Here is a 20,737-nt window from a genome sequence, read left to right as displayed (position 1 = left end):
TTCATCTGAGCCGCGCGGCATTTTTTTTGCCAGGTCAGTTTGTTACCGAGCGCTGCGCCGAATGAACAAAAAATGAACTCTTATATAGGTCACAAATATGACACTGGCGTGAATTTTGCGCATTGACGTTGTCTTCATTTCGCGGTATTCGTAACCCGTGGCTGCACAATTTGCGACCACTGTTTTCTTTTCCACCAGATCAAAGAATGAGGGAAACGAGGCATGAAGAGACAAAAACGAGATCGCCTGGAACGGGCACATCAACGTGGATATCAAGCGGGTATCGCGGGGAGATCGAAAGAAATGTGTCCATACCAGAGCTTGAATCAACGCTCATGGTGGCTGGGAGGCTGGCGAGAAGCCATGGAGGACAGGGTACTAACGGCCTGACACTGTCTCTTTAAAAAAGAAGCCTCCGCATAGCGGGGGCTTCGCCTTTTAATCGCTGCCGATAATTATCAGAAAGCGGAAGTATCCTGGAACAGGCCGACTTTCAGATCGTTCGCGGTATAGATCAGACGATCGTCAACCAGCACTTCGCCATCCGCCAGGCCCATAATCAGACGACGGTTAACAATGCGCTTGAAGTGGATGCGGTAGGTGACTTTTTTCGCGGTCGGCAGAACCTGACCGGTGAATTTCACTTCGCCAACGCCCAGCGCACGGCCTTTGCCTTCGCCGCCGAGCCAGCCAAGATAGAACCCGACCAGCTGCCACATCGCATCCAGGCCCAGGCAGCCCGGCATCACCGGATCGCCGATGAAGTGGCAACCGAAGAACCACAGGTCCGGGTTGATGTCGAGTTCCGCCTCAACATAACCTTTGTCATAGTTACCACCGGTTTCGCTCATTTTGATGACGCGGTCCATCATCAGCATGTTTGGTGCTGGCAACTGCGGGCCTTTCGCGCCGAACAGTTCACCACGACCAGAGGCAAGAAGATCTTCTTTTGTATAGGATTCGCGTTTATCTACCATGTTTTCAGTAAGCCTTATTTTAAGTTCGGGACGCAGGATAGCTAACACGTGTAAGCTGAACAAGTCCGATCAGTTAGAACTTGTCCCACCTAACCAGCGTAGCGGCCACGGAAAACGATGGCGAGTCTCTTGCTGGGTCGCCTGCGCTATCCGCTCCTGAATGGTTTGTCGCAGCGTCTGCCCTTCACCGTCCCACATCAGTTGGGTCAGCATCGGCAGCGCTTCGGTAATATCGTCAATGGCCCAGATGGCAAACTGGTTTTCGGCAACGGCCTGACGGAGCTCATGGCTAAGACTGAGATGACGAACGTTGGCCGCAGGGATAATGACGCCCTGTTTACCGGTTAGCCCGCGCTGTTGACAGATAGTGAAGAAACCTTCAATTTTTTCGTTCAGACCGCCGACCGGCTGCACGCGACCAAACTGGTCAACAGAACCGGTAATCGCAATGCTCTGATTAATCGGCACATTGGCCAGCGCGCTGATTAAGGCGCAGAGTTCAGCCATGGAGGCGCTGTCGCCGTCCACTTCACTGTAGGACTGTTCGAAGGTCAGCGAAGCGGAGAACGGAAGCTGCTGCTCCAGCTCCAGCTCGGACATCAGAAAAGCCTGCATGATCATCATGCCTTTCGCATGAATATTGCCGCCGAGCTCGGCTTTGCGTTCGACATCAATAAACTCGCCATCACCAATGTGCACGACGCAACTGATGCGCGAAGGTTCACCGAATGCGCGCGGATGGCCGGGGAATTCAATCACCGACAGGGCGTTGATCTGCCCGACGCATTCGCCTTCGGTTTCAATCAGGATCTGTTCCTGCAGGATTTCATCCTGCATTCGTTCTGCGAGGTAGCCTTCACGCCACTCCCGGCGTGCCAGCATCGTCTGCATTTCTTCGCCAGTAATCTCCTCGCCTTCGCAGAACGCGGCGGCCTCTCGCAGCTGGCGGGCTATCCATAGCGGACTGAGTGGCAGGGTCTCCTGATCGCCGGTGTAGCGCGTCCCCTCATCGATCAGCAGTGGCCAGGCGTCGGCCGCCGGACCTGGCAGCGTCAGCTGCTGGGCATTTTGCCATACCCACTGGCACCAGGCTTTCAGCGTCTCGGCGTCAGCAAACTGCAAAGTGTCTTCATACTCACTGTAGATCGCCTGAGCGCAAAGCTCTGGTTCCATTTCCTGGAAATCCGCCAGCGATTCGCGTTCGCCGACCAGCATGACTTTCAGGCTCAGCGGCATGGAGGGAATGCTGACCGGCAGCGGGCGCGACTCATCGATGGAGAGCCAGTCAAACCGCTGACGGGTCACCATATTTTTCAGGCGCACCCACAGCAGCGGCTGCGCCAGCAGTGTGCGAAGCGAGATTACCAGCACGCCACCATTGGCCTGATGAACCAGGCCTGGCTGGAGGGTGATGTCGCCGTTAAACTGGCGTACGCAGCCAAACAGCTGTTCCGCCTCTACCCAATCGGCCGCGACGACCGGGGCGGTGCTGGCAAAATTATCCTCAGCCCGTTGCGCCGGGGAGAGCGTCACGCGAGCGCCGTCAACGTCATAGCGGACCCCGTAGAGCGGGGCGGTAGGTTCATGCAGCGTACGGGTTTCTGCCGTCAGCCATTGCAGATACTCCGGTTCTTCGGGGGCTTTCACCAGCATGAAGGAGGAGACTGCCGGCGTGCACAGCAATTGCTCAAGCGCGTAGAACAGACGCGGCTGCAGATCGCCCGAGAGGGAGGGGGCCGGTTGAGAGAGATCAGCTTGGGCAAACAGCGCCTGAAAAGGTTCCATATCGGGCGCAAGGTCGGTTCGGGTCAGTTTCGTAATGGTCAAAGTCGCTGTTTTTTAGTTAGATGTAAAGCGCGCAATTATACCTGATGCCGCGACTGAGCACACGGAGGATTATGATTACCCCGATGATTCCCCGGCCATACACCTCACGAATAATGATTTATATTCAGCACATCAGGAAAAAACTGATATCCTGAAATGAGTTACACGGTCACATTGAGATCGCAATGAAATATCAACAACTGGAAAATCTTGAAAGCGGCTGGAAATGGAAATATCTGGTAAAGAAGCACCGGGAAGGTGAGCTGATTACCCGCTACATTGAGGCCAGCGCTGCGCAAGCTGCGGTAGATGACTTGCTGACGCTCGAGAATGAACCTGTGCTGGTGCATGCCTGGATTGAGCAGCATATGAATCCGGCGCTGATGAACCGCATGAAGCAGACCATCCGCGCGCGACGGAAACGGCATTTTAACGCGGAGCATCAGCACACGCGTAAGAAGTCTATCGATCTGGAGTTTGTCGTCTGGCAGCGTCTTGCCGGCCTGGCACAGCGGCGGGGTAAAACCTTGTCCGAAACCATCGTGCAGCTGATTGAGGATGCTGAGCATAAAGAGAAGTACGCCAGCAAAATGTCGAGCCTGAAACACGATCTGCAGGAACTGTTAGGCAAAGAGTAGTCTTTACGGCGGCCTGTCAGAGGCTACTCTGATATGGGGCCCACCACCGCAAAAGCGGGAGAGAAGGCATAAAAAAACCCGCCGAGGCGGGTTTTTTCATCAGTTATAACTTAAGCCGCTGGCTGAGTTACAACTTCTTTGTAGCCTTTAACTTCGATCTCTACACGACGATCCGGGGCCAGGCAGTCGATCAGTGCAGCGCGAGCTTTCACGTTGTCACAGGTGTTGCCAGTAACCGGGTTGGATTTACCCATACCGCGTGCGGAGATTTTGCCAGCCGGGATGCCTTTAGCAACCAGGTAGTCAACAACGGACTGAGCACGTTTCTCAGACAGCTGCTGGTTGTAAGCTTCGGAACCGATACGGTCGGTGAAGCCCATAACAACTGCAGAACCGTCTTTCGGATCCATATTGCTCAGCTGGGTGTACAGCTGATCCAGAGCCTGCTGACCTTCCGGTTTCAGGGTTGCTTTGTTGAAGTTGAACAGAACGTCAGACTTCAGGGTGAAGTGCTTGGTAGTCACTTCCGGAGCCGGAGCCGGAGCCGGAGCTACAACCGGTGCAGCATCTTCCTGACCGAAACGGTAGGAAACACCCACGCTCAGCATGCCGTTGTCCGGACGAACGCCAACGGTGCCCGCGTCGCCGATGTTGTTAACCCACTGGTATTCCAGACGGGTAGCGATGTCACGAGTCACAGCCCACTCTACGCCGCCAGCAAATACCGGAGATACGCCAGTGTCGTGGTTGTCGCCAGCGATGCTGTTGCTGGAGTCTGCGCGCCATACCATGCCGCCCAGACGGGTGTAGATGTCCAGATCGTCAGTGATCGGGTAACCCAGTTTAGCGGTCAGCTGAACGCCCTGAGCTTTGAATGCGCCATTAACCTGGTCGCCTTTGTACGGCATACGGCCCAGCCAGTCGTAACCCATTTCGAAACCGAGGTACGGGTTAACCTGGTAACCACCGAACGCACCAGCGCCCAGCTGGCTTTCGTGGGTCGGACCATTGTTGTTCAGAGAGCTGTTGTACCAGCCAGTGTCATGGAACTGGGACCAACCCAGTTTACCACCTGCATACCAGGTGTTATCTTTCGGAGCGGCCTGCGCTACGGTAGCGAAGCCAGCCAGTGCCACTGCAATCGCGATAGCTGTCTTTTTCATTTTTTGCGCCTCATTATCATCCAAAATTCGCCATGAAGTTACAAAAGACCTCACGGTTAAATCCTTCACCCGGGGCGTGACTTGTTGTTAACTATGCTGATACATGCAGCGTAAGCCGATCACCCCTGGCGATGTAAAGTCTACAACTTAGTTCGAAACTTACAAGTGTGAACTCTGTCAGGCATATGAAAAAAAAGGGTTGTGTACACAATATTTAACAAATATGGTTGATTTTCGTACGCAGAAAAAAGGCAGAAATCCCCGTGTGACAGGCATTGCGCGAAAAAGTCCCTGAAAAACGCTGTGTCTTTACCATCGGTAAAAAAAATTCCAGGAATAATCCTAATTTCACTCAATGATACAAATTTGAGTGAATTTTTAGCCCGCTGAGTTGTCTGCCGAGCGTGCCTTGATTTCTCACCGGGCGCATGATGAATCCCATCGCGCAACCTTCCTGGGCGGCATTGACCAGACGCTCGTGCTCTTCCGCGGTTAGCTCCTCCGTTAGCCAGCAGATAACCACACTATAATTACCGGTGCGCAGCGCGCGGATCATTGAGTCTACGGTATGGCAGGGTGACAGCTGGCTAATTTGCATGACTTTAGACAGCGGCAGACCGGCAGACTGGACCCACTCACGGCTAAGCTTTTGTTGCGGCGTGAGCCACAGCTGCCAGCGAGACTGTTGACCCAGCTGCTGTAATAAAGGTAGCAGCAGTAACTGTGTCATCATGGGTTGATCTTCACGATAGACAATTTCACTGATCAGCCCATTGGCGGTCTGTTCGCCAGAACGATGAGCGTAGTGGCCTGCAGAAGCAGAAGCCTGTGCTGAACGATTTGCGTGAGCTGAAGTAAACATAGTCTATCCCGCCTGTAGTTACTGTATGCATATACAGTATATCTACCTGGGGAAAAGATCAACCGCAATTTGCCATTTTGCTGGCTGAAATTTAATCATTTCCCGCCGCGTCTGATTTATAGCTATGCGCACCTCTCCTCAACGATATCCTTAATGCCGGCTAATGATTTCTTTCCACCCTGTTGATTGCAGCAACGTCAGTGATTTTCTGAAAGCGTCTCGCAAAACCGCATTCTGGTAGAAAAGTCGGCGAAAATCATCTTGCTGCTGTTCGGGAAGTCCCTTATGTTTTCTCTTAGCGGATCCGTTAACAACTTAAGTTTAATTACATGATTAACAAAGGAATGATCATGAGAAAACTAGTATGTCCGCGGTTCCCGCAATTTCAGGCCTGCGTCTCGCCGCTGGGTCAGTTACATTCTCGTCCGCTTTTTGGCGGCTATAGCCTGGCCATTGATGATACGGTGTTTGCGATGGTGGCAGAGGGCGATATTTACCTGAGGGCCTGCGAGCAGAGCGCCGCGTATCGGGTTGAACATCGCAATCCTTTATTAACGCTGCGCCGACATGGGCGCATCGTGCCGATGAAGTATTATCAAATTGACGACGCATTGTGGCGCGATGAGACTCAGCTTTTTCGGCTGTCGCTGTTGTCGTGGCAGAGTGCGCAGCGTGAAAAGAACCACCGACGGGCGTCGGGCCGTCTGAAGGATTTACCCAATATCAGCTTTCATATGGAATTGCAGCTGATCCACGCGGGCATACCGGATGTCAGGACGCTTCGGGAGGTAGGCGCTCAGCAGGCCTGGCAACGGCTACGAGAAAACAACGCCTCTCTGTCGCTCAACGTCTTGCTGGCGCTGGAGGGGGCGATTGTCGGCGTTCACGCCGCCGCGCTCCCGACGCTGCGGCGTCAGGAGCTGCTCGAATGGGCTGGAGCCCGCTAGCGGACAGCCGCCGTTATTCTGTCTGAGCGTGAACGCGTTGTTGCAGGCGGCAAATTTCAGGCAGCAGCGCGAGCAACAAGCCAATCTGCTGTAATACCAGCGGCTCTTTACTGTCCGCGCGCGGTTCCAGATGCTGGATCCGGCTTTGCAGGCTGGTCAAAGACTTCTGCACCCGATGTTCATCGGCGGGGGTATGGTGCAGGGCGTCATCAACATAACAAACAGCATCATCCAGCAGGGCAAGAATATCGGGGGTGGACAGTTTTTCCCGATGCGCACCGAGAGCGGAGATGTAGCTGGTGAAGGTATGGTTGAGACACAGCAAGCGAAAAGCGGTCTCGCGCTGGGCGCCATCCGCGCGCGGTTCAGTCGACAAATTCGAGACCACGGAGGCCAGTTCGGCATCACGGTTGTAGGCATCACGGCGGGCGACACGATAGGCCAGACGGTTGTCGCGGCCCTGGTGATACTGCTCCAGAATGGCATCCAGATAACGGCAGTTCGCGTTCATCGCCCGGTCCAGGACGCGCGGCAGATTGCGAAATTTCCAGTCCGGCCAGATGAAGCTGACCGCCGCCCAGGCGATGGCGCAGCCGATCAGGGTATCAATAATGCGCGGTAGCGCGACCTCAAAACCTTCGCCAAGCAGGTTAAAGCACAGCAGCACCAGCAGCGTAATAAACATGGTGGCATGGGCGTACTGCACGTTACGAAAGGCAAAGAACAGCACGCCGGTGAGCACGATCAACACCAGTTGCCCTTCAATCGAAGGCACCAGCAGCAGGACGGGCAGGCCGATCGCCACCCCCACCAGCGTGCCGATGATCCTCAGCGCTAGTCGGTGGCGGGTGGCGTTATAGTTCGGCTGACAGACAAACAGGCTGGTCAGCAGGATCCAGTAGCCATGCTGGAGCCCGGTAAACTGGATAAAGGCATAGCCGGCGCAGAGCACCAGCGACATACGTACCGCGTGGCGAAAGAGAGCGGACTCCGGTGACATGTTGCGCCGCAGACGCAGCCAGATGTCGTTCAGCCCGCCGAGTCTGTCGTCGGCCAACAGCGTCTCGGTGTTGCTCCCGGCAGGCGCGGTCGTTTGCACCGATTCAATCGTGGCCAGCTGCGCATCGATAGCGCGCAGGTTATTGAGTAAAAACCCAAGGGCATTGATCTGCTCGTCAGACGCGCCGCTGGCGCGCACACGGTCAAGCGCCGCGTCGAGATGCATAAACGCGCGTTCAAAATGGGCGTCATGTTGGTAGGGTTCGCGCAGTAAAATCGCCCGCGAGAGCTTCTGGCAGGCCTGGGCCTGCATCGAGAGCATGCGCTGGAAACGGAACATCACGTCGCTGTAGCGGAATTGATCGCGCAGAGTCTGGTACTGAATATGCGATGAGCTGGCGCGTTCATGAATATCCTGGGCCACAAAGTAGTACTGCAGGGTGCGGCGGGTGCCGCGCTGGCCCCGATCGCCTCGCAGTCGGGTTAGCAGCGAGACCTTGGTTTGGTTAAGCGTAGCAACCAGCTGGCCGTTGGCGAGGGCCAGATCGTACAGCGGCGCCTGGCTCTCATCCTCCAGGTCAGGATCAAACAGCCGGGATTTGAGCTCCAGATAGCGAGCCAGTTGCTCATAGCTACGCGCCAGGTTGTCCTGCAATGGACGAATCGGAAAAATCAGGTGCCCGGACAGCGTCAGCAGGTTGTACCACACGGCCCCCGCCAGCAGGAACAACGGCTGTAGATACCAGTGATCGTACAGTGTGACGCCGAGCATGGTGTAGATGGCGATGAGCAGGGCGCCGAAGGCGATGGTGGCATAGCGCTGGCCGAGGCCGCCGAGCAAAATAAAGCCGATGGTAGACACGGTCAGGCCGAGGGCAAACAGCGGCGGCCACGGAAACAGCAGCTCCACGGAGGCGGAGGCGATAAAAAAACAGACCAGGGTAATGGCGAGGTTGCGCAGACGACCGGTCAGCCGGTCGTCGAGGTCGGTCAGGGCCGCGGCAACAACGCCAAGGGTGAGAGGGATGGTCAGTTTGACTTCGCCGATCCACCAGGGAAACAGCGTTGTGCCGCAGAGCGCGATAAAGATCCGTACGTTATAAAGCCAGGCACTGTTCCAGGTATAGCGGCGTAGCAGGGGGCTAATCATGTCCGTGTTCCGTTCGGTTACTGAAAGCGACGACGCGCATTGGCTTCACGTGCGGCACGCGCGGTTTCCACAGAGACGACCCGGCGCCCTACCGGCCAAAGGGCAATGGCAGCAATTTTAAAGTTCGCGATCCCCACCGGGATGCCAATAATGGTCAGACATTGAGCTATGCCGCTGAAAATATGCATCAGGCACAACCACCAGCCGAAAAAAATGAACCACAGAATATTCAGCACGGTGCCGCCGGCGTTGAGGAGGCCATTTTTACGGCCCGGCTCCAGCTCATCCACATGAATCGCCTCGTTACCGTATGGGAATAAGGAGAGTCGGGTGATTTCCCAGCAGGAGCGGGTCAGCGGCAGCGTGACGACCAGAATGATGCTAACCAGCGTGGCGAGCAGCCAGCCTAGAGTGGTGGCGAAACCGCCAAGGATAAAGTTCAAAATATTCAGAATGGTACGCATAAAGCCTCGGTTTTGCCCTGTGGATAATAAGACCTGACAATTGTAACGTTTTTTTGCGCTGGAGCACCTGGTCCCGGGCGGTTAAACTGAAAAACAATCCACCCTGATTGAAAATCGACATTATATGGAACTTAAAGCGACAACATTGGGCAAACGCATGGCTCAGCACCCTTATGATCGGGTGCAGTTACTGAACGCCGGCGTAAAGGTTTCCGGCGACCGTCACGAGTATCTTATCCCTTTCAATCAGTTATTGTCAGTGCATTGTAAGCGCGGTCTGGTCTGGGGCGAACTGGAGTTTGTGTTGCCTGACAGCAAAGTCGTGCGTTTGCACGGTACCGAGTGGAGCGAAACGCAGCGCTTCTATCACCATTTACAAACGCTCTGGGAGCAGTGGAGCGCGGAAATGAGCGACATCGCCGCTGGTGTACTGAAGCGGCAGCTGGCGACGATCGAGCGCACCCGTGCGGAAGGCAAATGGTTGACGCGTCAGCAGGTGGCGGATGTGCAGGATAACATTCGCCAGGCGTTGACTGGTTTGCCGATGCCCACCAGCCGGCTTGAGGCCTTTGACAACTGTCGGGAGCTGTGGCGGGAGTGTCAGCGCTGGTTAGGGGATATTGAAGCGACACGCCTGGCCCATAACCAGGCCTTCACCGAGGCGATGCTTGAGCAGTATCGCGGCTTTTTTGACGGCGTTGAGTCGTCCCCTCTTAATGCCTCACAGGCGCGGGCGGTGGTGAACGGCGAGCGTTCCCTGCTGGTGCTGGCGGGCGCGGGCAGCGGCAAAACCTCGGTGCTGGTGGCGCGGGCAGGCTGGCTGCTGGCGCGGGGAGAAGCGGCGGCAGAGCAAATTTTGTTACTGGCATTCGGCCGCCAGGCGGCGCAGGAGATGGATGCGCGGATCCGCGAGCGTCTTGCATCCGACGATATCACCGCGCGTACCTTCCACTCGCTGGCGCTACATATTATTCAGCAGGGCAGCAAAAAAGTCCCCACCATCAGCAAACTGGAAAGCGATAGCGCAGCTCGTCAGGCGCTGCTCGTGAAAAGCTGGCAGCAGCAGTGTCAGGAGAAAAAAGCGCAGGCGAAAGGCTGGCGCCTGTGGCTGGAAGAGGAGATGGGCTGGCAACTGCCGGAAGGCGATTTCTGGCAGGACAAGAAGGTGCAGCGGCGTATGGCCAGCCGTCTCGACCGCTGGGTCAGCCTGATGCGTATGCACGGCGGCTCCCAGGCAGAGATGATTGCCGGGGCGCCGGAGGCGGTACGCGATCAGTTCAGTAAACGGGTGAAACTGATGTCGCCTCTGATGAAAGAGTGGAAGGCGGCGCTGAAGGCCGAGAATGCGGTCGATTTTTCCGGCCTGATCCATCAGGCGGTCAATATTCTCGATAAAGGCCGCTTCGTCAGCCCATGGAAACACATTCTGGTGGATGAATTTCAGGATATCTCGCCGCAGCGGGCCTCGCTGTTGGCTGCATTACGCCGGCAGAACAGCCAAACCACGCTCTTTGCCGTCGGGGATGACTGGCAGGCGATTTACCGGTTCAGCGGGGCCCAGCTTTCCCTGACCACCGCGTTTAATCATTACTTTGGCGAAGGGGATAGCTGCGCGCTGGATACCACCTATCGCTTTAACGGCCGCATTGGCGAAATCGCCAATGGCTTTATCCAGCAGAATCCGCATCAGTTAAGTAAGCCGCTGAACAGCCTGACGGCGGGCGATAAAAAGGCCGTCACGCTGTTAGCCGACGATAAGCTGGATGATTTACTGGATAAACTGAGCGGCTACGTTAAGCCCGAGCAGCGGATCCTACTGCTTGCCCGTTACCATCATCTGAAGCCCGACGCGCTCAACAAGGCGGCGACGCGCTGGCCGCATCTGCAGCTTGATTTTATGACTATTCATGCCAGCAAGGGCCAGCAGGCGGACTATGTGATTGTGCTGGGACTGCAGGAGGGAGAGGATGCGTTTCCCGCGCCGGCGCGCGAGTCGATCATGGAGCAGGCGCTCCTGCCGCAGCCGGAAGATTTTCCTGATGCGGAGGAGCGTCGACTACTGTACGTGGCGATAACCCGCGCACGTCATCGGGTGTGGTTGTTGTTTAACAAAGCGCAACCTTCGCCGTTTGTCGACATCCTGCAGGCCTTGGATGTGCCGGTGGCCAGGAAACCCTAATCACGTGTGGGTTATTTCAGGCGCTCGGCAAGATAACGCGGATAATCCGGGATCAGAATATCGAGCGGCTGATTAAAGTGCGGTGACTGGATGATAAAGTCAGCGGTGGAGACGTTAGTGGCGACCGGAATGTTCCAGACGGTGGCCAGGCGCAGCAACGCTTTGACGTCCGGGTCGTGAGGCACGGCGTTCAGCGGATCCCAGAAGAAGATCAGCACGTCGATTTTGCCTTCTGAAATAAGCGCGCCAACCTGCTGGTCACCGCCCATCGGGCCGCTCAGCATGGCATTGACCTCCAGTCCGGTAGCCCGCGAGACCAGGTTACCGGTGGTGCCGGTGGCATACAAAACGTGTTGCGCCAGCAACGCCTGATGGCGAGCGACCCATTTCATCAGCATATCTTTACAGTGATCGTGAGCCACCAGCGCGATATGTTTTTGCGCGGACAGGGTACGAGTTGTCAGTTCCATATTTTCATTCCACATTTTGACCTGCAGACAGATTACTGAATGTGGCTGCCGCTGCAAGCATCGGGGTGAAAATTTTGTCGAATCTGTGGGTTAGCCTGGATGGCCGCCTGCTGCGGATTAGCATACACTTAGGTGAAATAGCAGGAGGAACCCATGAAAGAGAACGATATTGCCGGCATCCTGACGTCGACACGGACGATTGCGCTGGTTGGCGCCAGCGATAAACCTGACCGCCCGAGCTACCGGGTCATGAAGTATCTGTTGGATCAGGGGTATCACGTTATCCCGGTTTCGCCGAAGGTGGCGGGCAAGACGCTGCTGGGACAGCAAGGGTATGCGACGCTCGCCGACGTTCCGGAAAAGGTCGACATGGTTGATGTCTTCCGTAATTCAGAAGCGGCGTGGGGCGTGGCGCAGGAGGCGATAGCCATCGGCGCGAAAACGCTGTGGCTGCAGCTGGGGGTGATCAATGAGCAGGCCGCGGTGCTGGCCAGAGAAGCCGGATTGAACGTGGTGATGGATCGTTGCCCGGCCATTGAGCTACCGCGACTGGGATTAGCAAAATAACAAAAAACCCCGCCTGGCGGGGTTTTGTTTTAGTTGCGAAGGCGCGGAGCCTGCAGCTGCTGACGAATCGTTTTGGCCAGTTCGTCGAGGGACGGCTGTTCCGGGTGTTCGTCGCGGGTTTCGCTGCTCAGCTGCGCTTCTGCCAGATAGGTGTGGATCGGCTGACCATCATCATCTTCCATCACCACATGGTACCAGGGCGCCGCACGCAGTTCGTCATTGGCGGCAATCTCATCCTCTTCCGGTTCCGCGAGTGAATACTCGGGATCGACATCGACGATGACACCCAGGTAGCCCAAGAGCGTATGGCGGACCTGTTGGCCGATACCGAATTTGCTGGCTATCATAGGCACCTCCTGGGAAACATGAATACTCCCTATATGAGGCTCATGTTTCGTTTTTCAAGTTACATGACGCGACAGGCAAACCCCTTCAGATACAGCCCTTCCGGGTAGGTTGCGATCACCGGGTGGTCGGCAGCCTGACGGAACTGTTCTATAAATTGTACATCACGCCCGGCATCAATTGCGGCATCGGCGATGATTTTCTGAAATAAATCGGTGGTCATCAGGCCGGAGCAGGAGAAAGTCAGCAGCACGCCGCCGGGGTTCAGCAGCTGGATCGCCAGCATATTGATATCTTTATAACCGCGGCAGGCGCCCATCAGCTGGCTTTTGTTTTCCACGAATTTCGGCGGATCCATCACGATCACGTCGAATTTCTCTCCCTGATCGCGGTATTTACGCAGCAGTTTGAACACGTCGTCGCGCACAAATTCCGCTTTGGACAGATCCAGTCTGTTGAGCTCGACGTTCTGTCGGGCGACGTCCAGCGCTTCCTGAGAGGTATCCACGCTGGTAACCTGGCGGCAACCGCCCATCAGCGCTGACACCGCAAAGCCGCCAGTATAAGAGAAGCAGTTCAGCACCCGCTTATCCGCGACATAGCGGCGAGTAGCCAGGCGACTGTCGCGTTGGTCGAGGTAGTAGCCGGTTTTGTGCCCGCCCTGGATATCAACCAATAGTTTCATGCCGTGCTCGGTGATCGGCAGCAGCGCCGGGGGCAGCTCGCCCACCACCGGCCCCTGGGCCAGCTCCAGTCCCTCTTTTTTACGCACGGCGACATCGCTGCGATCGTAAATGGCGCAGTCCGGGAACAGGTTCTGCAGGGCGCTGATGATGGCGGCCCGCTGGTATTCGGCGCCTGCGCTGAGCAACTGCAGCACGAAAAAGTTGCCAAAGCGGTCGATAGTGACGCCCGGCAGCCCATCGGACTCGCCGGCGATCAGACGGTAGCTGTCGAGACCATCGCGCTCGGCCAGCCATGCCCGCCAGGTTTGCGCTTGCTGCAGGCGGCGTTCAAAGAAGGCGCTATCGATGGCTTCATTGCGGTCGAAGGTCCACACGCGGGCGCGGATCTGCGACGACGGCGAGTAAGCGCCGCGGGCCAGCCATTTTCCCTGATGGTCAACAATATCGATGGTTTCACCGCTGCGGGCTTTACCCTCCATGCGGGCGACGCCGCCTGAGAAAATCCACGGATGGCGACGCAGCAGGGATTTCTCGCGTCCTTTGGCTAACACTAAGCGGGGGAATAGGGAATCTGTCATGGAGCTACCTTTAAGCAACGGGAATGTCGGCACCGAAAAATGGCGCGTAGAGTAGCACACCTGGCGCACGCAAGCATCTTTCGCCCGGCAGGCACAGATGAGCGTTTCGGCACAAAATGCAGGCGCTTCGGCACATTCAGCTTGTGCGGACTCTCATACCCTGTTTTCTCACCCCAACGAGGAGCAGACGATGAAAACAGGTATCCGCATGGCCGTGGCGATGGTCGCGGCAGTGAGTAGTGGCGCGATGGCTGCGCCGTTTAGCGTGAGCAGCGATGATATGCATGACGGGCAGGCGCTGGCCCGGAAGCACTGGTTTGCCGGTTTCGGCTGTACCGGAGGCAATGTCTCTCCGCAGCTGGCATGGAAAAATGCCCCGGCGGGGACGCGAAGCTTCGCGGTCACTGTCAGAGATCCCGATGCGCCTACCGGCAGCGGCTGGTGGCACTGGACGGTGGTCAATATCGCCAGCAGCGTCTTTTCGCTGCCCGCTGGCGCGGGAGATAAAAACAGCGCTACACTGCCGGGCGGAGCGGTACAGGGCCGCAACGATTTTGGCTATGCCGGTTTCGGCGGCGCCTGTCCGCCGGCGGGAGATAAACCGCATCGCTACCGCTTTACGGTATGGGCGCTGGATGTCCCTACGCTGCCGGTGGATGCCGGGGCCAGCGGGGCGCTGGTCGGCTATCTGTTACACAGCCATGCTCTCGCCAGCGTACAGTTGACGGCGATGGCCGGGCGCTAAAATAAAGGGTCGATCCGATGGAGAGTATCCACTTTCAGCATAACGCCTTAACCGCGGCAGAGGTCACCACCCGACGGCTGTGCAGACTGCATCGGGTGCGGCTGTTCTCCCCGGCGCTCTGTCGGGTGAAACGCGGCAGCAAAGTGATTGTGCAAGGGGAGAGCCGGGTGCTGGCGACGCCGCAACAGCTGATTGTGTTGCCGGCTGACGTTGAGCTGGAGGTGATTAACCAGCCGGAGAACGGCCTGTTTTGCTCCGATCTGCTGTCGCTGACCCCCGAGCTGCTGACGACGTTTAAGACCCGTTATCTCAGCGAACCACCCCCAGGGCGTCTGACCTCGCTCTGCGCCCCGGTGACGACAGAGCTGGCGTTTATGTGGCAAAGCGTTCTGCAGGCGGTGCGGGAGGGATTATCCACCTCTCTACAGCTCCACCAGACTATGGGCCTGCTGCTGGCCCTGCACGAGGCGGGCTATGCGGGCCCGCTGCTCGTCGAGCGGCAGCAGGATCTGTCGGCGCAGGTTCGACAACTGGTCATGCTGTCGCCGGCGCAGGCATGGAGCGTGTCGCGGGTGGCGAAAATGCTCTTTCTCGGCGAGTCCACGCTGCGCCGTCGGCTGCAGCAGGAATCGCAGAGTTTTCGCCAGATCGTCGAGGAGGTGCGGATGGCTCACGCCCTGGGGCAGCTGCAGACCACCTCGCGGCCAATAGGCGAAATCGCGCAGAACAGCGGATATCAGTCGGGATCGCGCTTTACCGCGCGCTTCCGTCAGCATTATGGTTTACTGCCGAAGCACGTACGCTGAGCGAATTTGCTATCCTCAGCGTAAAGTGTGAGCGAAAAGGAGATGATAATGGCCAGTATCTGCACGATGGCATGGGTTTACGGTTCGGTTCAGGGCGTGGGATTTCGCTATTCAACACAGCGGGAAGCGCTGCAACTGGGGTTGACCGGCTATGCCCGTAATCTGGACGACGGCGGGGTGGAAGTGCTTGCCTGCGGCGAGGCAGAGCAGGTGGAGAAACTCATCGCCTGGCTGAAAGCCGGGGGGCCGCGCAGCGCGCGGGTTGACCGGGTGTTAACCGAACCCCATCAACCCACCCGCAGCTGGGAAAAATTCGCGATTCTCTATTAGATGCACTTCACCGGCTTCGGCAGCCCGGCGATTTTGGTCGCCTGTTTGGCGGGGCCTTTCGGGAACAGGCGATAGAGATAGCGGCTGTTGCCTTTCTCTTCGCCAAACTTGTTGGCCATCGCCTTCACCAGCATGCGGATCGCCGGAGAGGTGTTGAACTCAAGGTAAAACTCGCGCACAAAGCGCACCACTTCCCAGTGTTCAACGGCGAGCGTTATCCCTTCCTGCGCGGCAATGACTTCCGCCATCGCCTCGCTCCACTGGGTGGTATCTTTCAGATAGCCTTCGCTATCCGTTTCAATTTCGTTGCCTTCAAAAATAAACATGATTTTTCACATACCGCCTGAAACTGGCCGCAGTGTAGCAAAAAAAAAGGCCCCGCATAAGCGAGGCCTCGGTGAAGCAGGGGAGCGGTTAGTCCCGGCTGGCGAAGCCCAGGATGCTCAGCAGGCTGACAAAGATGTTGTACAGCGAGACATACAGGCTGACCGTGGCGCGGATGTAGTTGGTTTCACCGCCGCGGATGATGTTGCTGGTCTCGAACAGGATGGCACCCGAAGAGATCAGGATGAACACCGCGCTAATCGCCAGATGAAGCGCCGGCAGCTGCAGGAACAGGTTAGCGACCATACCAATCAGGACGACCACCACGCCCGCCATCAGCATTCCGCCGAGGAAGGACATATCTTTGCGCGTCGTCAGCACGTAGGCCGAGCAGCAGAAGAAGACCAGTGCGGTGCCGCCCAGCGCCAGGCCGATCAAATCGCCCATGCCGGCAGAAAGGTACGCGTTCAGCATCGGCCCAAGGATATAGCCGAGGAAGCCGGTGAAAGCGAAGGCGGAAATAATCCCGGTGGGTTTATTCGCCGTTTTGTAGGTCAGGAACATCAGACCGTACATCCCCACGAGGGTTAAAATCAGCCCCGGGGAAGGGAGCATCAGCACCGTGCTGGCGGTGGCGGTGATAGCGGAAAACGCCAGCGTCAGGCTGAGCAGGAAGTAGGTGTTACGCAGAACCTTGTGCGTGCTGAGCAGCGAGGAACGGTCACGCGATGATGTAATTATGCGATCCATGAGTCACTCTCTTATGACAGATGTAATTAGGGATAAAGAATAAGAAAAACAAGCGTGAAGCCCTAATGCTTTTACCCATCTTTACTTAGCTTTTGCCGCTTTTGTCCAGCATAAAATTCTACATGGATTGGGAAAAGCGATATGTTTTCGCGTTTCGCTTCGGTGAGCCGATCGAAATCTTATAGGTTGCTGAAATATATTGCTTTATTTAAATTCTGCGACTAAGTGTGGAAGGGGGAATAACTCCGTACGTTAAAGGCAAAGGGAAATGACATTACACAAAAACAATCACATCACGCGGACGCTCCTGGCAATGAGTCTGATGGTCATAACCGGCGGGGCGCTGGCGGCACAGGTGCCGCCTGGCACCCAGTTGGCGGAAAAGCAGGAGCTGGTCAGAAATAACGGCAGTGAACCTGCCTCACTCGATCCGCATAAAGTCGAGAGCGACATTGAATTCAACATCATTAGCGATCTCTTTGAAGGGCTGGTCAGCGTGACGCCTGCGGGGGCGATCCAGCCCCGGCTGGCGGAGCGCTGGGAAAACAAGGACAACCTGTTATGGACCTTCCATTTACGCCCCGGTCTGACCTGGTCCGACGGCACGGCCATCACGGCGCAGGATATCGTCTGGAGCTGGCAACGGCTGGTCTCGCCGGCCACCGCCTCGCCCTATGCGAGCTATCCCGGCAATATGCATATCGCCAACGCTCGCGAAATTGCCCTGGGGCAAAAGGGACCCGAGACGCTGGGGGTGAAAGCGCTGAATGACTCCACGCTGCAGGTCACTCTGAGCCAGCCGAATGCCGCTTTCCTGGCGATGCTGGCGCACCCTTCGCTGGTACCGATCGACAAAGTGCTGGTGGAGCGTTTTGCCGATAAATGGACCCGACCAGAGCATATCGTCACCAGCGGCCCGTATAAGCTGACCCAATGGGTGGTGAATGAGCGGCTGGTGGCTGAACGTAATGCGAAGTACTGGGATAATGCGCACACCGTTATTAATAAAGTGACTTACCTGCCCATCTCTTCGGAGGCTGCCGATGTCAACCGCTACAAAGCGGGGGAGATCGATATTGTTTATACGGTGCCGATCAATCAGTTTGCGCAGTTGCAGAAAACCATGGGCGATCAGCTGGACGTTTCGCCGCAGCTGGCGACCTATTACTACGAATTCAATACTACCCGCCCGCCGTTTAACGACGCCCGCGTGCGGCGCGCGCTGAATATGGCGCTTGATAAAGATATCATTGCCGGAAAAGTGCTTGGCCAGGGGCAGCGCCCGGCCTGGGTGATCAGCCAGCCGGATATCGGCGGCGTGACGCTGCACAACCCGGACTACGCCAGCTGGCCGCGCGAGAAGCGGATTGCTGAGGCGAAAAAACTGCTGGCGCAGGCGGGGTATGATGACAGTCACCCATTGGTCTTTACCCTGCTGTATAACACCTATGAGTCGCACCAGCGTATCGCCATCGCCGCCAGCTCTATGTGGAAGAAAAACCTCGGCGTCGAGGTGAAGCTGCAGAACCAGGAGTGGAAGACGATGCTGGATACCATGCATACGCATAACTTTGACGCCGTCCGCTATGCCTGGATCGCCGATTACGACGATGCCGCCACTTTCCTCAATACGTTCCGTACCGGTGATAGCGAGAACACCAGTCAGTACAGCAACCCTGCTTACGATGAGGCCCTGCGCAATGCGGCGAAAGCCTCCGACGTAGCGACACGGGGCAAATACTATCAGCAGGCGGAAGATCTGCTGGTGCAGGATGTTCCCGCCATTCCGGTCTATCACTATGTGCGTACCCATTTAGTGAAACCCAGGGTGGGCGGTTTCACGCCGGATAAGCTGGGGTATTACTACACCAAAGACATGTACATTAAAAAATAGCCCTCTGGATAGCGGTCATGGGCGCTGATTTTCTGTGCGAACCGCCTGAAATTCAGACGAATAACACAAAATTGTTTGTTTTTAAGGCAGTTGAACAAAATGGTGCTTTACAGCATCCGCCGAGGTGTTTATAGTGCGCCTCACACCGGAAGTGTGGCCGAGCGGTTGAAGGCACCGGTCTTGAAAACCGGCGACCCGAAAGGGTTCCAGAGTTCGAATCTCTGCGCTTCCGCCATATAAAAGAAGGGGTTACCGAAAGGTAACCCCTTTTTGCTTTGTCCGGTCGGTCGTGCATGACCCGGACAGTGACCGACGATGTTTTCATTCCCAGCGCGCTGACGGATACATAGCCCGTCGCATGGCAGGACTTTTCACAACGCCCCTCATTCTTCGACAATCCGCGCCTTCGGTTTGCTCAGCAGGAGCATCACCAGCGCGACGTAGGGCATCGGCTTCCAGAAATAGTAGCCCTGCAGCAGATGAATATTCTGGCGATTGAGATACTCCAGCTGGACCTGGGTTTCGACACCCTCGGCAATGATGCGCAGTGACAGCGTCCGGGCCATCTCTATCACGCAGTCCAGCAGCTTGCTTGACGGCGCCTCCCCGGTTACCCGGCCGACAAAACTCTGATCGATTTTGATATAGTCGAAAATCAGCTCGTGGAGACAGGAAAGCCCGGAATAGCCGGTGCCAAAGTCGTCCAGCGCGATGGAAAACCCGCGGGAGTGTAACGTATTGAGCTTGTCCACGACCGCGTCGTTGAGCAACAGCGGCTCCTGCTCCGTGATCTCCAGCATCAGCTTCACCGCTTTCCCCTCAAAGCCGCGCTGATAGTGCAGGCAGTCATCGATAAACGACGGGGCGTTAATGTGTGACACGCTGATATTCAGGCCAATATGAAACCCATCCGGCAGCTTACTGAAGATGGGATTCATCTGGGCGGCGACCTGCGCCATCAGGCTGCGGGTCAGCGGGATAATTAAGCCGGTACGTTCGGCCAGTGGAATAAATTCCGCGGGCGAACGCCGCTGCGTGGTAGCATTTTTCCAGCGGGCGAGAATTTCCACACCGTATATCTCCCCCGTCTTCCCATTCACGACGGGCTGGTAGAAGGGAACGATATACCCCTGGGCGATGGCGTAGCGCAGGTTTTCTTCTTCAGAGGTATAGACATTCAGGTATTTGCGCAGCAGGAAATAAAATAATAGCGAGACAGAGAAAATGAAAATCAGCAGACCGAAGCCATTTTGAAATAAGCGACTGGGGCTAAAAAAAGGCGACTCGGGATAGATAATGCGAAACGGGTAGTCCGGTGAGCTAAATATATCCTGATGCGGGCTGGCTTTCAGCGGCCCCACATCGCCATATCTGGCGATCATCTGATGGTTGACCGAGAGCGCCAGTCCGGCGTTATCCTCATCGCTATACAAGGCATCGCGCAAATGGATGTCGCTGATACTGACAATGACTCTCACCTGCGCTGAATGCGTATGATAGATCAGCACCGGCCGCTTGTTAACCATCATCCTGGCGGGCAGCAGCTGCAGCTTCTCATCAGGCAAGGATTCCGGATGGAGCGTCAGGACTCGGTTGCCGGGGAGTGATGAGCACCACACCTGGCCATCTTTTATCAGCAGAATAGTGCGCAGATGCGGCTGCAGGGCGGCCTCCGTTCCGAGCTGAAATTGACCCTGACCAGAGCAACCGCTGCGGCTAACGTTCAGCGCCGTGGCCGTCGCCGCATGGGCCTCATCCAGAATGGCTGCGATCTTTTTCGCCGCCTGGCGGGCGGCCGCGACATGAGTCGCCTGGTCCGAATGCCACAGTTGCCAGTTAATGACGAACACGCCAGCAAGAAACACCACCAGCGCCAGGGAAAAGGCAATCCATGCGTTTCGCCGCTTTATCTCTTTCATTTATCGTGCGTGCCAGGGTGAGTGTGCATAAAGTTAATCATCCCTCTGACGGTAAAGGCTTTTTAATGATCGTAGAAGGGGGATATCTTTCGTGATGACGGCGCATATTAAAAACAT

At 56.4% G+C, this 20,737-nt stretch carries 20 protein-coding genes, 1 tRNA gene and 2 pseudogenes; 10 read left to right on the top strand and 13 right to left on the bottom strand.

Translation table 11 applies throughout. The annotated features are described in order from the left end of the window. Positions 1 to 222: 222 nt before the first annotated feature. Complete coding sequence (gene rmf, locus NKJ21_RS18290; RefSeq protein WP_002898396.1) at positions 223 to 390, top strand: ribosome modulation factor; 168 nt, start codon at positions 223 to 225, stop codon at positions 388 to 390. Between the two features lie 68 nt (positions 391 to 458). On the opposite strand, the gene fabA is transcribed toward rmf, so the two are convergent. After that, positions 459 to 977, bottom strand: a complete 519-nt coding sequence (fabA, locus tag NKJ21_RS18285) for a bifunctional 3-hydroxydecanoyl-ACP dehydratase/trans-2-decenoyl-ACP isomerase (protein WP_012542300.1) — start codon at positions 975 to 977, stop codon at positions 459 to 461. Positions 978 to 1,046: 69 nt separating this feature from the next. Beyond that, positions 1,047 to 2,804, bottom strand: a complete 1,758-nt coding sequence (locus NKJ21_RS18280) for a Lon protease family protein (protein ID WP_046882325.1) — start codon at positions 2,802 to 2,804, stop codon at positions 1,047 to 1,049. Positions 2,805 to 2,989: 185 nt separating this feature from the next. Here NKJ21_RS18280 and matP point away from each other — a divergent pair, with 185 nt between their 5' ends. Then, positions 2,990 to 3,442 carry a macrodomain Ter protein MatP gene (matP, locus tag NKJ21_RS18275; RefSeq protein WP_008805891.1) on the top strand — a complete coding sequence of 151 codons (453 nt, stop codon included), beginning with the start codon at positions 2,990 to 2,992 and terminating at the stop codon, positions 3,440 to 3,442. A gap of 110 nt (positions 3,443 to 3,552) precedes the next feature. Here matP and ompA read toward each other — a convergent pair whose 3' ends face one another. Together ompA and sulA are read right to left on the bottom strand one after the other, a co-directional pair. Continuing rightward, entirely contained in the window at positions 3,553 to 4,605 is a 1,053-nt protein-coding gene (ompA, locus tag NKJ21_RS18270; protein WP_008805892.1) for a porin OmpA, read from the bottom strand. Between the two features lie 352 nt (positions 4,606 to 4,957). Then, positions 4,958 to 5,467 (bottom strand): SOS-induced cell division inhibitor SulA, encoded by a 510-nt coding sequence (gene sulA, locus NKJ21_RS18265; RefSeq protein WP_008805893.1) that lies wholly within the window; start codon positions 5,465 to 5,467, stop codon positions 4,958 to 4,960. Positions 5,468 to 5,817: 350 nt separating this feature from the next. On the opposite strand from sulA, the gene NKJ21_RS18260 reads away from it, so the two are divergent. Further along, complete coding sequence (locus NKJ21_RS18260) at positions 5,818 to 6,414, top strand: TfoX/Sxy family DNA transformation protein (protein WP_012542296.1); 597 nt, start codon at positions 5,818 to 5,820, stop codon at positions 6,412 to 6,414. A gap of 13 nt (positions 6,415 to 6,427) precedes the next feature. Here NKJ21_RS18260 and yccS read toward each other — a convergent pair whose 3' ends face one another. After that, entirely contained in the window at positions 6,428 to 8,563 is a 2,136-nt protein-coding gene (gene yccS / locus NKJ21_RS18255; protein ID WP_008805895.1) for a YccS family putative transporter, read from the bottom strand. A 17-nt stretch (positions 8,564 to 8,580) separates the two neighbouring features. Continuing rightward, positions 8,581 to 9,027 (bottom strand): YccF domain-containing protein, encoded by a 447-nt coding sequence (locus NKJ21_RS18250; RefSeq protein ID WP_012542294.1) that lies wholly within the window; start codon positions 9,025 to 9,027, stop codon positions 8,581 to 8,583. A gap of 124 nt (positions 9,028 to 9,151) precedes the next feature. Here NKJ21_RS18250 and helD point away from each other — a divergent pair, with 124 nt between their 5' ends. Then, positions 9,152 to 11,206 carry a DNA helicase IV gene (gene helD, locus NKJ21_RS18245; RefSeq protein WP_012968608.1) on the top strand — a complete coding sequence of 685 codons (2,055 nt, stop codon included), beginning with the start codon at positions 9,152 to 9,154 and terminating at the stop codon, positions 11,204 to 11,206. Between the two features lie 11 nt (positions 11,207 to 11,217). On the opposite strand, the gene mgsA is transcribed toward helD, so the two are convergent. Beyond that, positions 11,218 to 11,676: a methylglyoxal synthase gene (gene mgsA, locus NKJ21_RS18240; protein ID WP_008805898.1), complete on the bottom strand. Its 459-nt coding sequence runs from the start codon at positions 11,674 to 11,676 to the stop codon at positions 11,218 to 11,220. A gap of 153 nt (positions 11,677 to 11,829) precedes the next feature. Here mgsA and NKJ21_RS18235 point away from each other — a divergent pair, with 153 nt between their 5' ends. Beyond that, complete coding sequence (locus tag NKJ21_RS18235) at positions 11,830 to 12,243, top strand: CoA-binding protein (RefSeq protein ID WP_002898434.1); 414 nt, start codon at positions 11,830 to 11,832, stop codon at positions 12,241 to 12,243. Positions 12,244 to 12,272: 29 nt separating this feature from the next. Here the strand turns inward: NKJ21_RS18235 and hspQ are convergent, their stop codons facing one another. Both hspQ and rlmI read right to left on the bottom strand, forming a co-directional pair. Then, entirely contained in the window at positions 12,273 to 12,590 is a 318-nt protein-coding gene (gene hspQ / locus NKJ21_RS18230) for a heat shock protein HspQ (protein WP_002898441.1), read from the bottom strand. 59 nt (positions 12,591 to 12,649) lie between these two features. After that, positions 12,650 to 13,852: a 23S rRNA (cytosine(1962)-C(5))-methyltransferase RlmI gene (gene rlmI / locus NKJ21_RS18225; protein ID WP_040975193.1), complete on the bottom strand. Its 1,203-nt coding sequence runs from the start codon at positions 13,850 to 13,852 to the stop codon at positions 12,650 to 12,652. A gap of 190 nt (positions 13,853 to 14,042) precedes the next feature. Between rlmI and NKJ21_RS18220 the strand changes: the two genes are divergently transcribed. Genes NKJ21_RS18220 through yccX form a run of 3 tightly spaced genes read left to right on the top strand, consistent with a single transcriptional unit; the run spans position 14,043 to position 15,733 of the window. Further along, a complete protein-coding gene (locus tag NKJ21_RS18220) occupies positions 14,043 to 14,597 on the top strand; it encodes a YbhB/YbcL family Raf kinase inhibitor-like protein (RefSeq protein ID WP_008805901.1) in 555 nt (184 codons plus the stop codon). A gap of 17 nt (positions 14,598 to 14,614) precedes the next feature. After that, positions 14,615 to 15,403, top strand: coding sequence for an AraC family transcriptional regulator (locus tag NKJ21_RS18215; protein ID WP_008805902.1), 789 nt, complete (start codon positions 14,615 to 14,617; stop codon positions 15,401 to 15,403). A gap of 48 nt (positions 15,404 to 15,451) precedes the next feature. After that, complete coding sequence (yccX, locus tag NKJ21_RS18210) at positions 15,452 to 15,733, top strand: acylphosphatase (RefSeq protein ID WP_012542291.1); 282 nt, start codon at positions 15,452 to 15,454, stop codon at positions 15,731 to 15,733. Here the strand turns inward: yccX and tusE are convergent. Both tusE and yccA read right to left on the bottom strand, forming a co-directional pair. After that, positions 15,730 to 16,059 (bottom strand): sulfurtransferase TusE, encoded by a 330-nt coding sequence (gene tusE, locus NKJ21_RS18205; RefSeq protein ID WP_002898457.1) that lies wholly within the window; start codon positions 16,057 to 16,059, stop codon positions 15,730 to 15,732. The genes yccX and tusE overlap by 4 nt on opposite strands. A gap of 88 nt (positions 16,060 to 16,147) precedes the next feature. Further along, positions 16,148 to 16,807, bottom strand: coding sequence for an FtsH protease modulator YccA (gene yccA / locus NKJ21_RS18200; RefSeq protein WP_002898458.1), 660 nt, complete (start codon positions 16,805 to 16,807; stop codon positions 16,148 to 16,150). Between the two features lie 268 nt (positions 16,808 to 17,075). Between yccA and NKJ21_RS18195 the strand changes: the two genes are divergently transcribed. Then, positions 17,076 to 18,701 carry an ABC transporter substrate-binding protein gene (locus tag NKJ21_RS18195; RefSeq protein ID WP_254733107.1) on the top strand — a complete coding sequence of 542 codons (1,626 nt, stop codon included), beginning with the start codon at positions 17,076 to 17,078 and terminating at the stop codon, positions 18,699 to 18,701. Between the two features lie 147 nt (positions 18,702 to 18,848). Beyond that, a tRNA-Ser gene (locus tag NKJ21_RS18190) sits at positions 18,849 to 18,936 on the top strand. Between the two features lie 148 nt (positions 18,937 to 19,084). Here NKJ21_RS18190 and NKJ21_RS18185 read toward each other — a convergent pair. Both NKJ21_RS18185 and NKJ21_RS18180 read right to left on the bottom strand, forming a co-directional pair. Beyond that, positions 19,085 to 19,846: pseudogene (locus NKJ21_RS18185) on the bottom strand (EAL domain-containing protein); the annotation flags it as partial. Between the two features lie 159 nt (positions 19,847 to 20,005). Continuing rightward, positions 20,006 to 20,620 (bottom strand): annotated as a pseudogene (locus NKJ21_RS18180) (CSS-motif domain-containing protein); the annotation flags it as partial. Positions 20,621 to 20,737 lie beyond the last annotated feature (117 nt).

Source organism: Klebsiella sp. SWET4, from assembly GCF_024296565.1.
GTDB lineage: Bacteria > Pseudomonadota > Gammaproteobacteria > Enterobacterales > Enterobacteriaceae > Klebsiella > Klebsiella variicola.
Note: the sequence above shows the minus strand (reverse complement) of the source record. Positions and strands in the feature narration are given on the sequence as shown.

Coding starts and splice junctions, on each gene's coding strand:
- yccX (WP_012542291.1), top strand. CDS start 15,452: ATGGCCAGTATCTGCACGATGGCATGGGTTTACGGTTCGGTTCAGGGC.
- matP (WP_008805891.1), top strand. CDS start 2,990: ATGAAATATCAACAACTGGAAAATCTTGAAAGCGGCTGGAAATGGAAA.
- NKJ21_RS18215 (WP_008805902.1), top strand. CDS start 14,615: ATGGAGAGTATCCACTTTCAGCATAACGCCTTAACCGCGGCAGAGGTC.
- NKJ21_RS18195 (WP_254733107.1), top strand. CDS start 17,076: ATGACATTACACAAAAACAATCACATCACGCGGACGCTCCTGGCAATG.
- yccS (WP_008805895.1), bottom strand. CDS start 8,563: ATGATTAGCCCCCTGCTACGCCGCTATACCTGGAACAGTGCCTGGCTT.
- NKJ21_RS18260 (WP_012542296.1), top strand. CDS start 5,818: ATGAGAAAACTAGTATGTCCGCGGTTCCCGCAATTTCAGGCCTGCGTC.
- rmf (WP_002898396.1), top strand. CDS start 223: ATGAAGAGACAAAAACGAGATCGCCTGGAACGGGCACATCAACGTGGA.
- helD (WP_012968608.1), top strand. CDS start 9,152: ATGGAACTTAAAGCGACAACATTGGGCAAACGCATGGCTCAGCACCCT.
- yccA (WP_002898458.1), bottom strand. CDS start 16,807: ATGGATCGCATAATTACATCATCGCGTGACCGTTCCTCGCTGCTCAGC.
- fabA (WP_012542300.1), bottom strand. CDS start 977: ATGGTAGATAAACGCGAATCCTATACAAAAGAAGATCTTCTTGCCTCT.
- NKJ21_RS18220 (WP_008805901.1), top strand. CDS start 14,043: ATGAAAACAGGTATCCGCATGGCCGTGGCGATGGTCGCGGCAGTGAGT.
- NKJ21_RS18235 (WP_002898434.1), top strand. CDS start 11,830: ATGAAAGAGAACGATATTGCCGGCATCCTGACGTCGACACGGACGATT.
- mgsA (WP_008805898.1), bottom strand. CDS start 11,676: ATGGAACTGACAACTCGTACCCTGTCCGCGCAAAAACATATCGCGCTG.
- rlmI (WP_040975193.1), bottom strand. CDS start 13,852: ATGACAGATTCCCTATTCCCCCGCTTAGTGTTAGCCAAAGGACGCGAG.
- hspQ (WP_002898441.1), bottom strand. CDS start 12,590: ATGATAGCCAGCAAATTCGGTATCGGCCAACAGGTCCGCCATACGCTC.
- NKJ21_RS18250 (WP_012542294.1), bottom strand. CDS start 9,027: ATGCGTACCATTCTGAATATTTTGAACTTTATCCTTGGCGGTTTCGCC.
- ompA (WP_008805892.1), bottom strand. CDS start 4,605: ATGAAAAAGACAGCTATCGCGATTGCAGTGGCACTGGCTGGCTTCGCT.
- tusE (WP_002898457.1), bottom strand. CDS start 16,059: ATGTTTATTTTTGAAGGCAACGAAATTGAAACGGATAGCGAAGGCTAT.
- sulA (WP_008805893.1), bottom strand. CDS start 5,467: ATGTTTACTTCAGCTCACGCAAATCGTTCAGCACAGGCTTCTGCTTCT.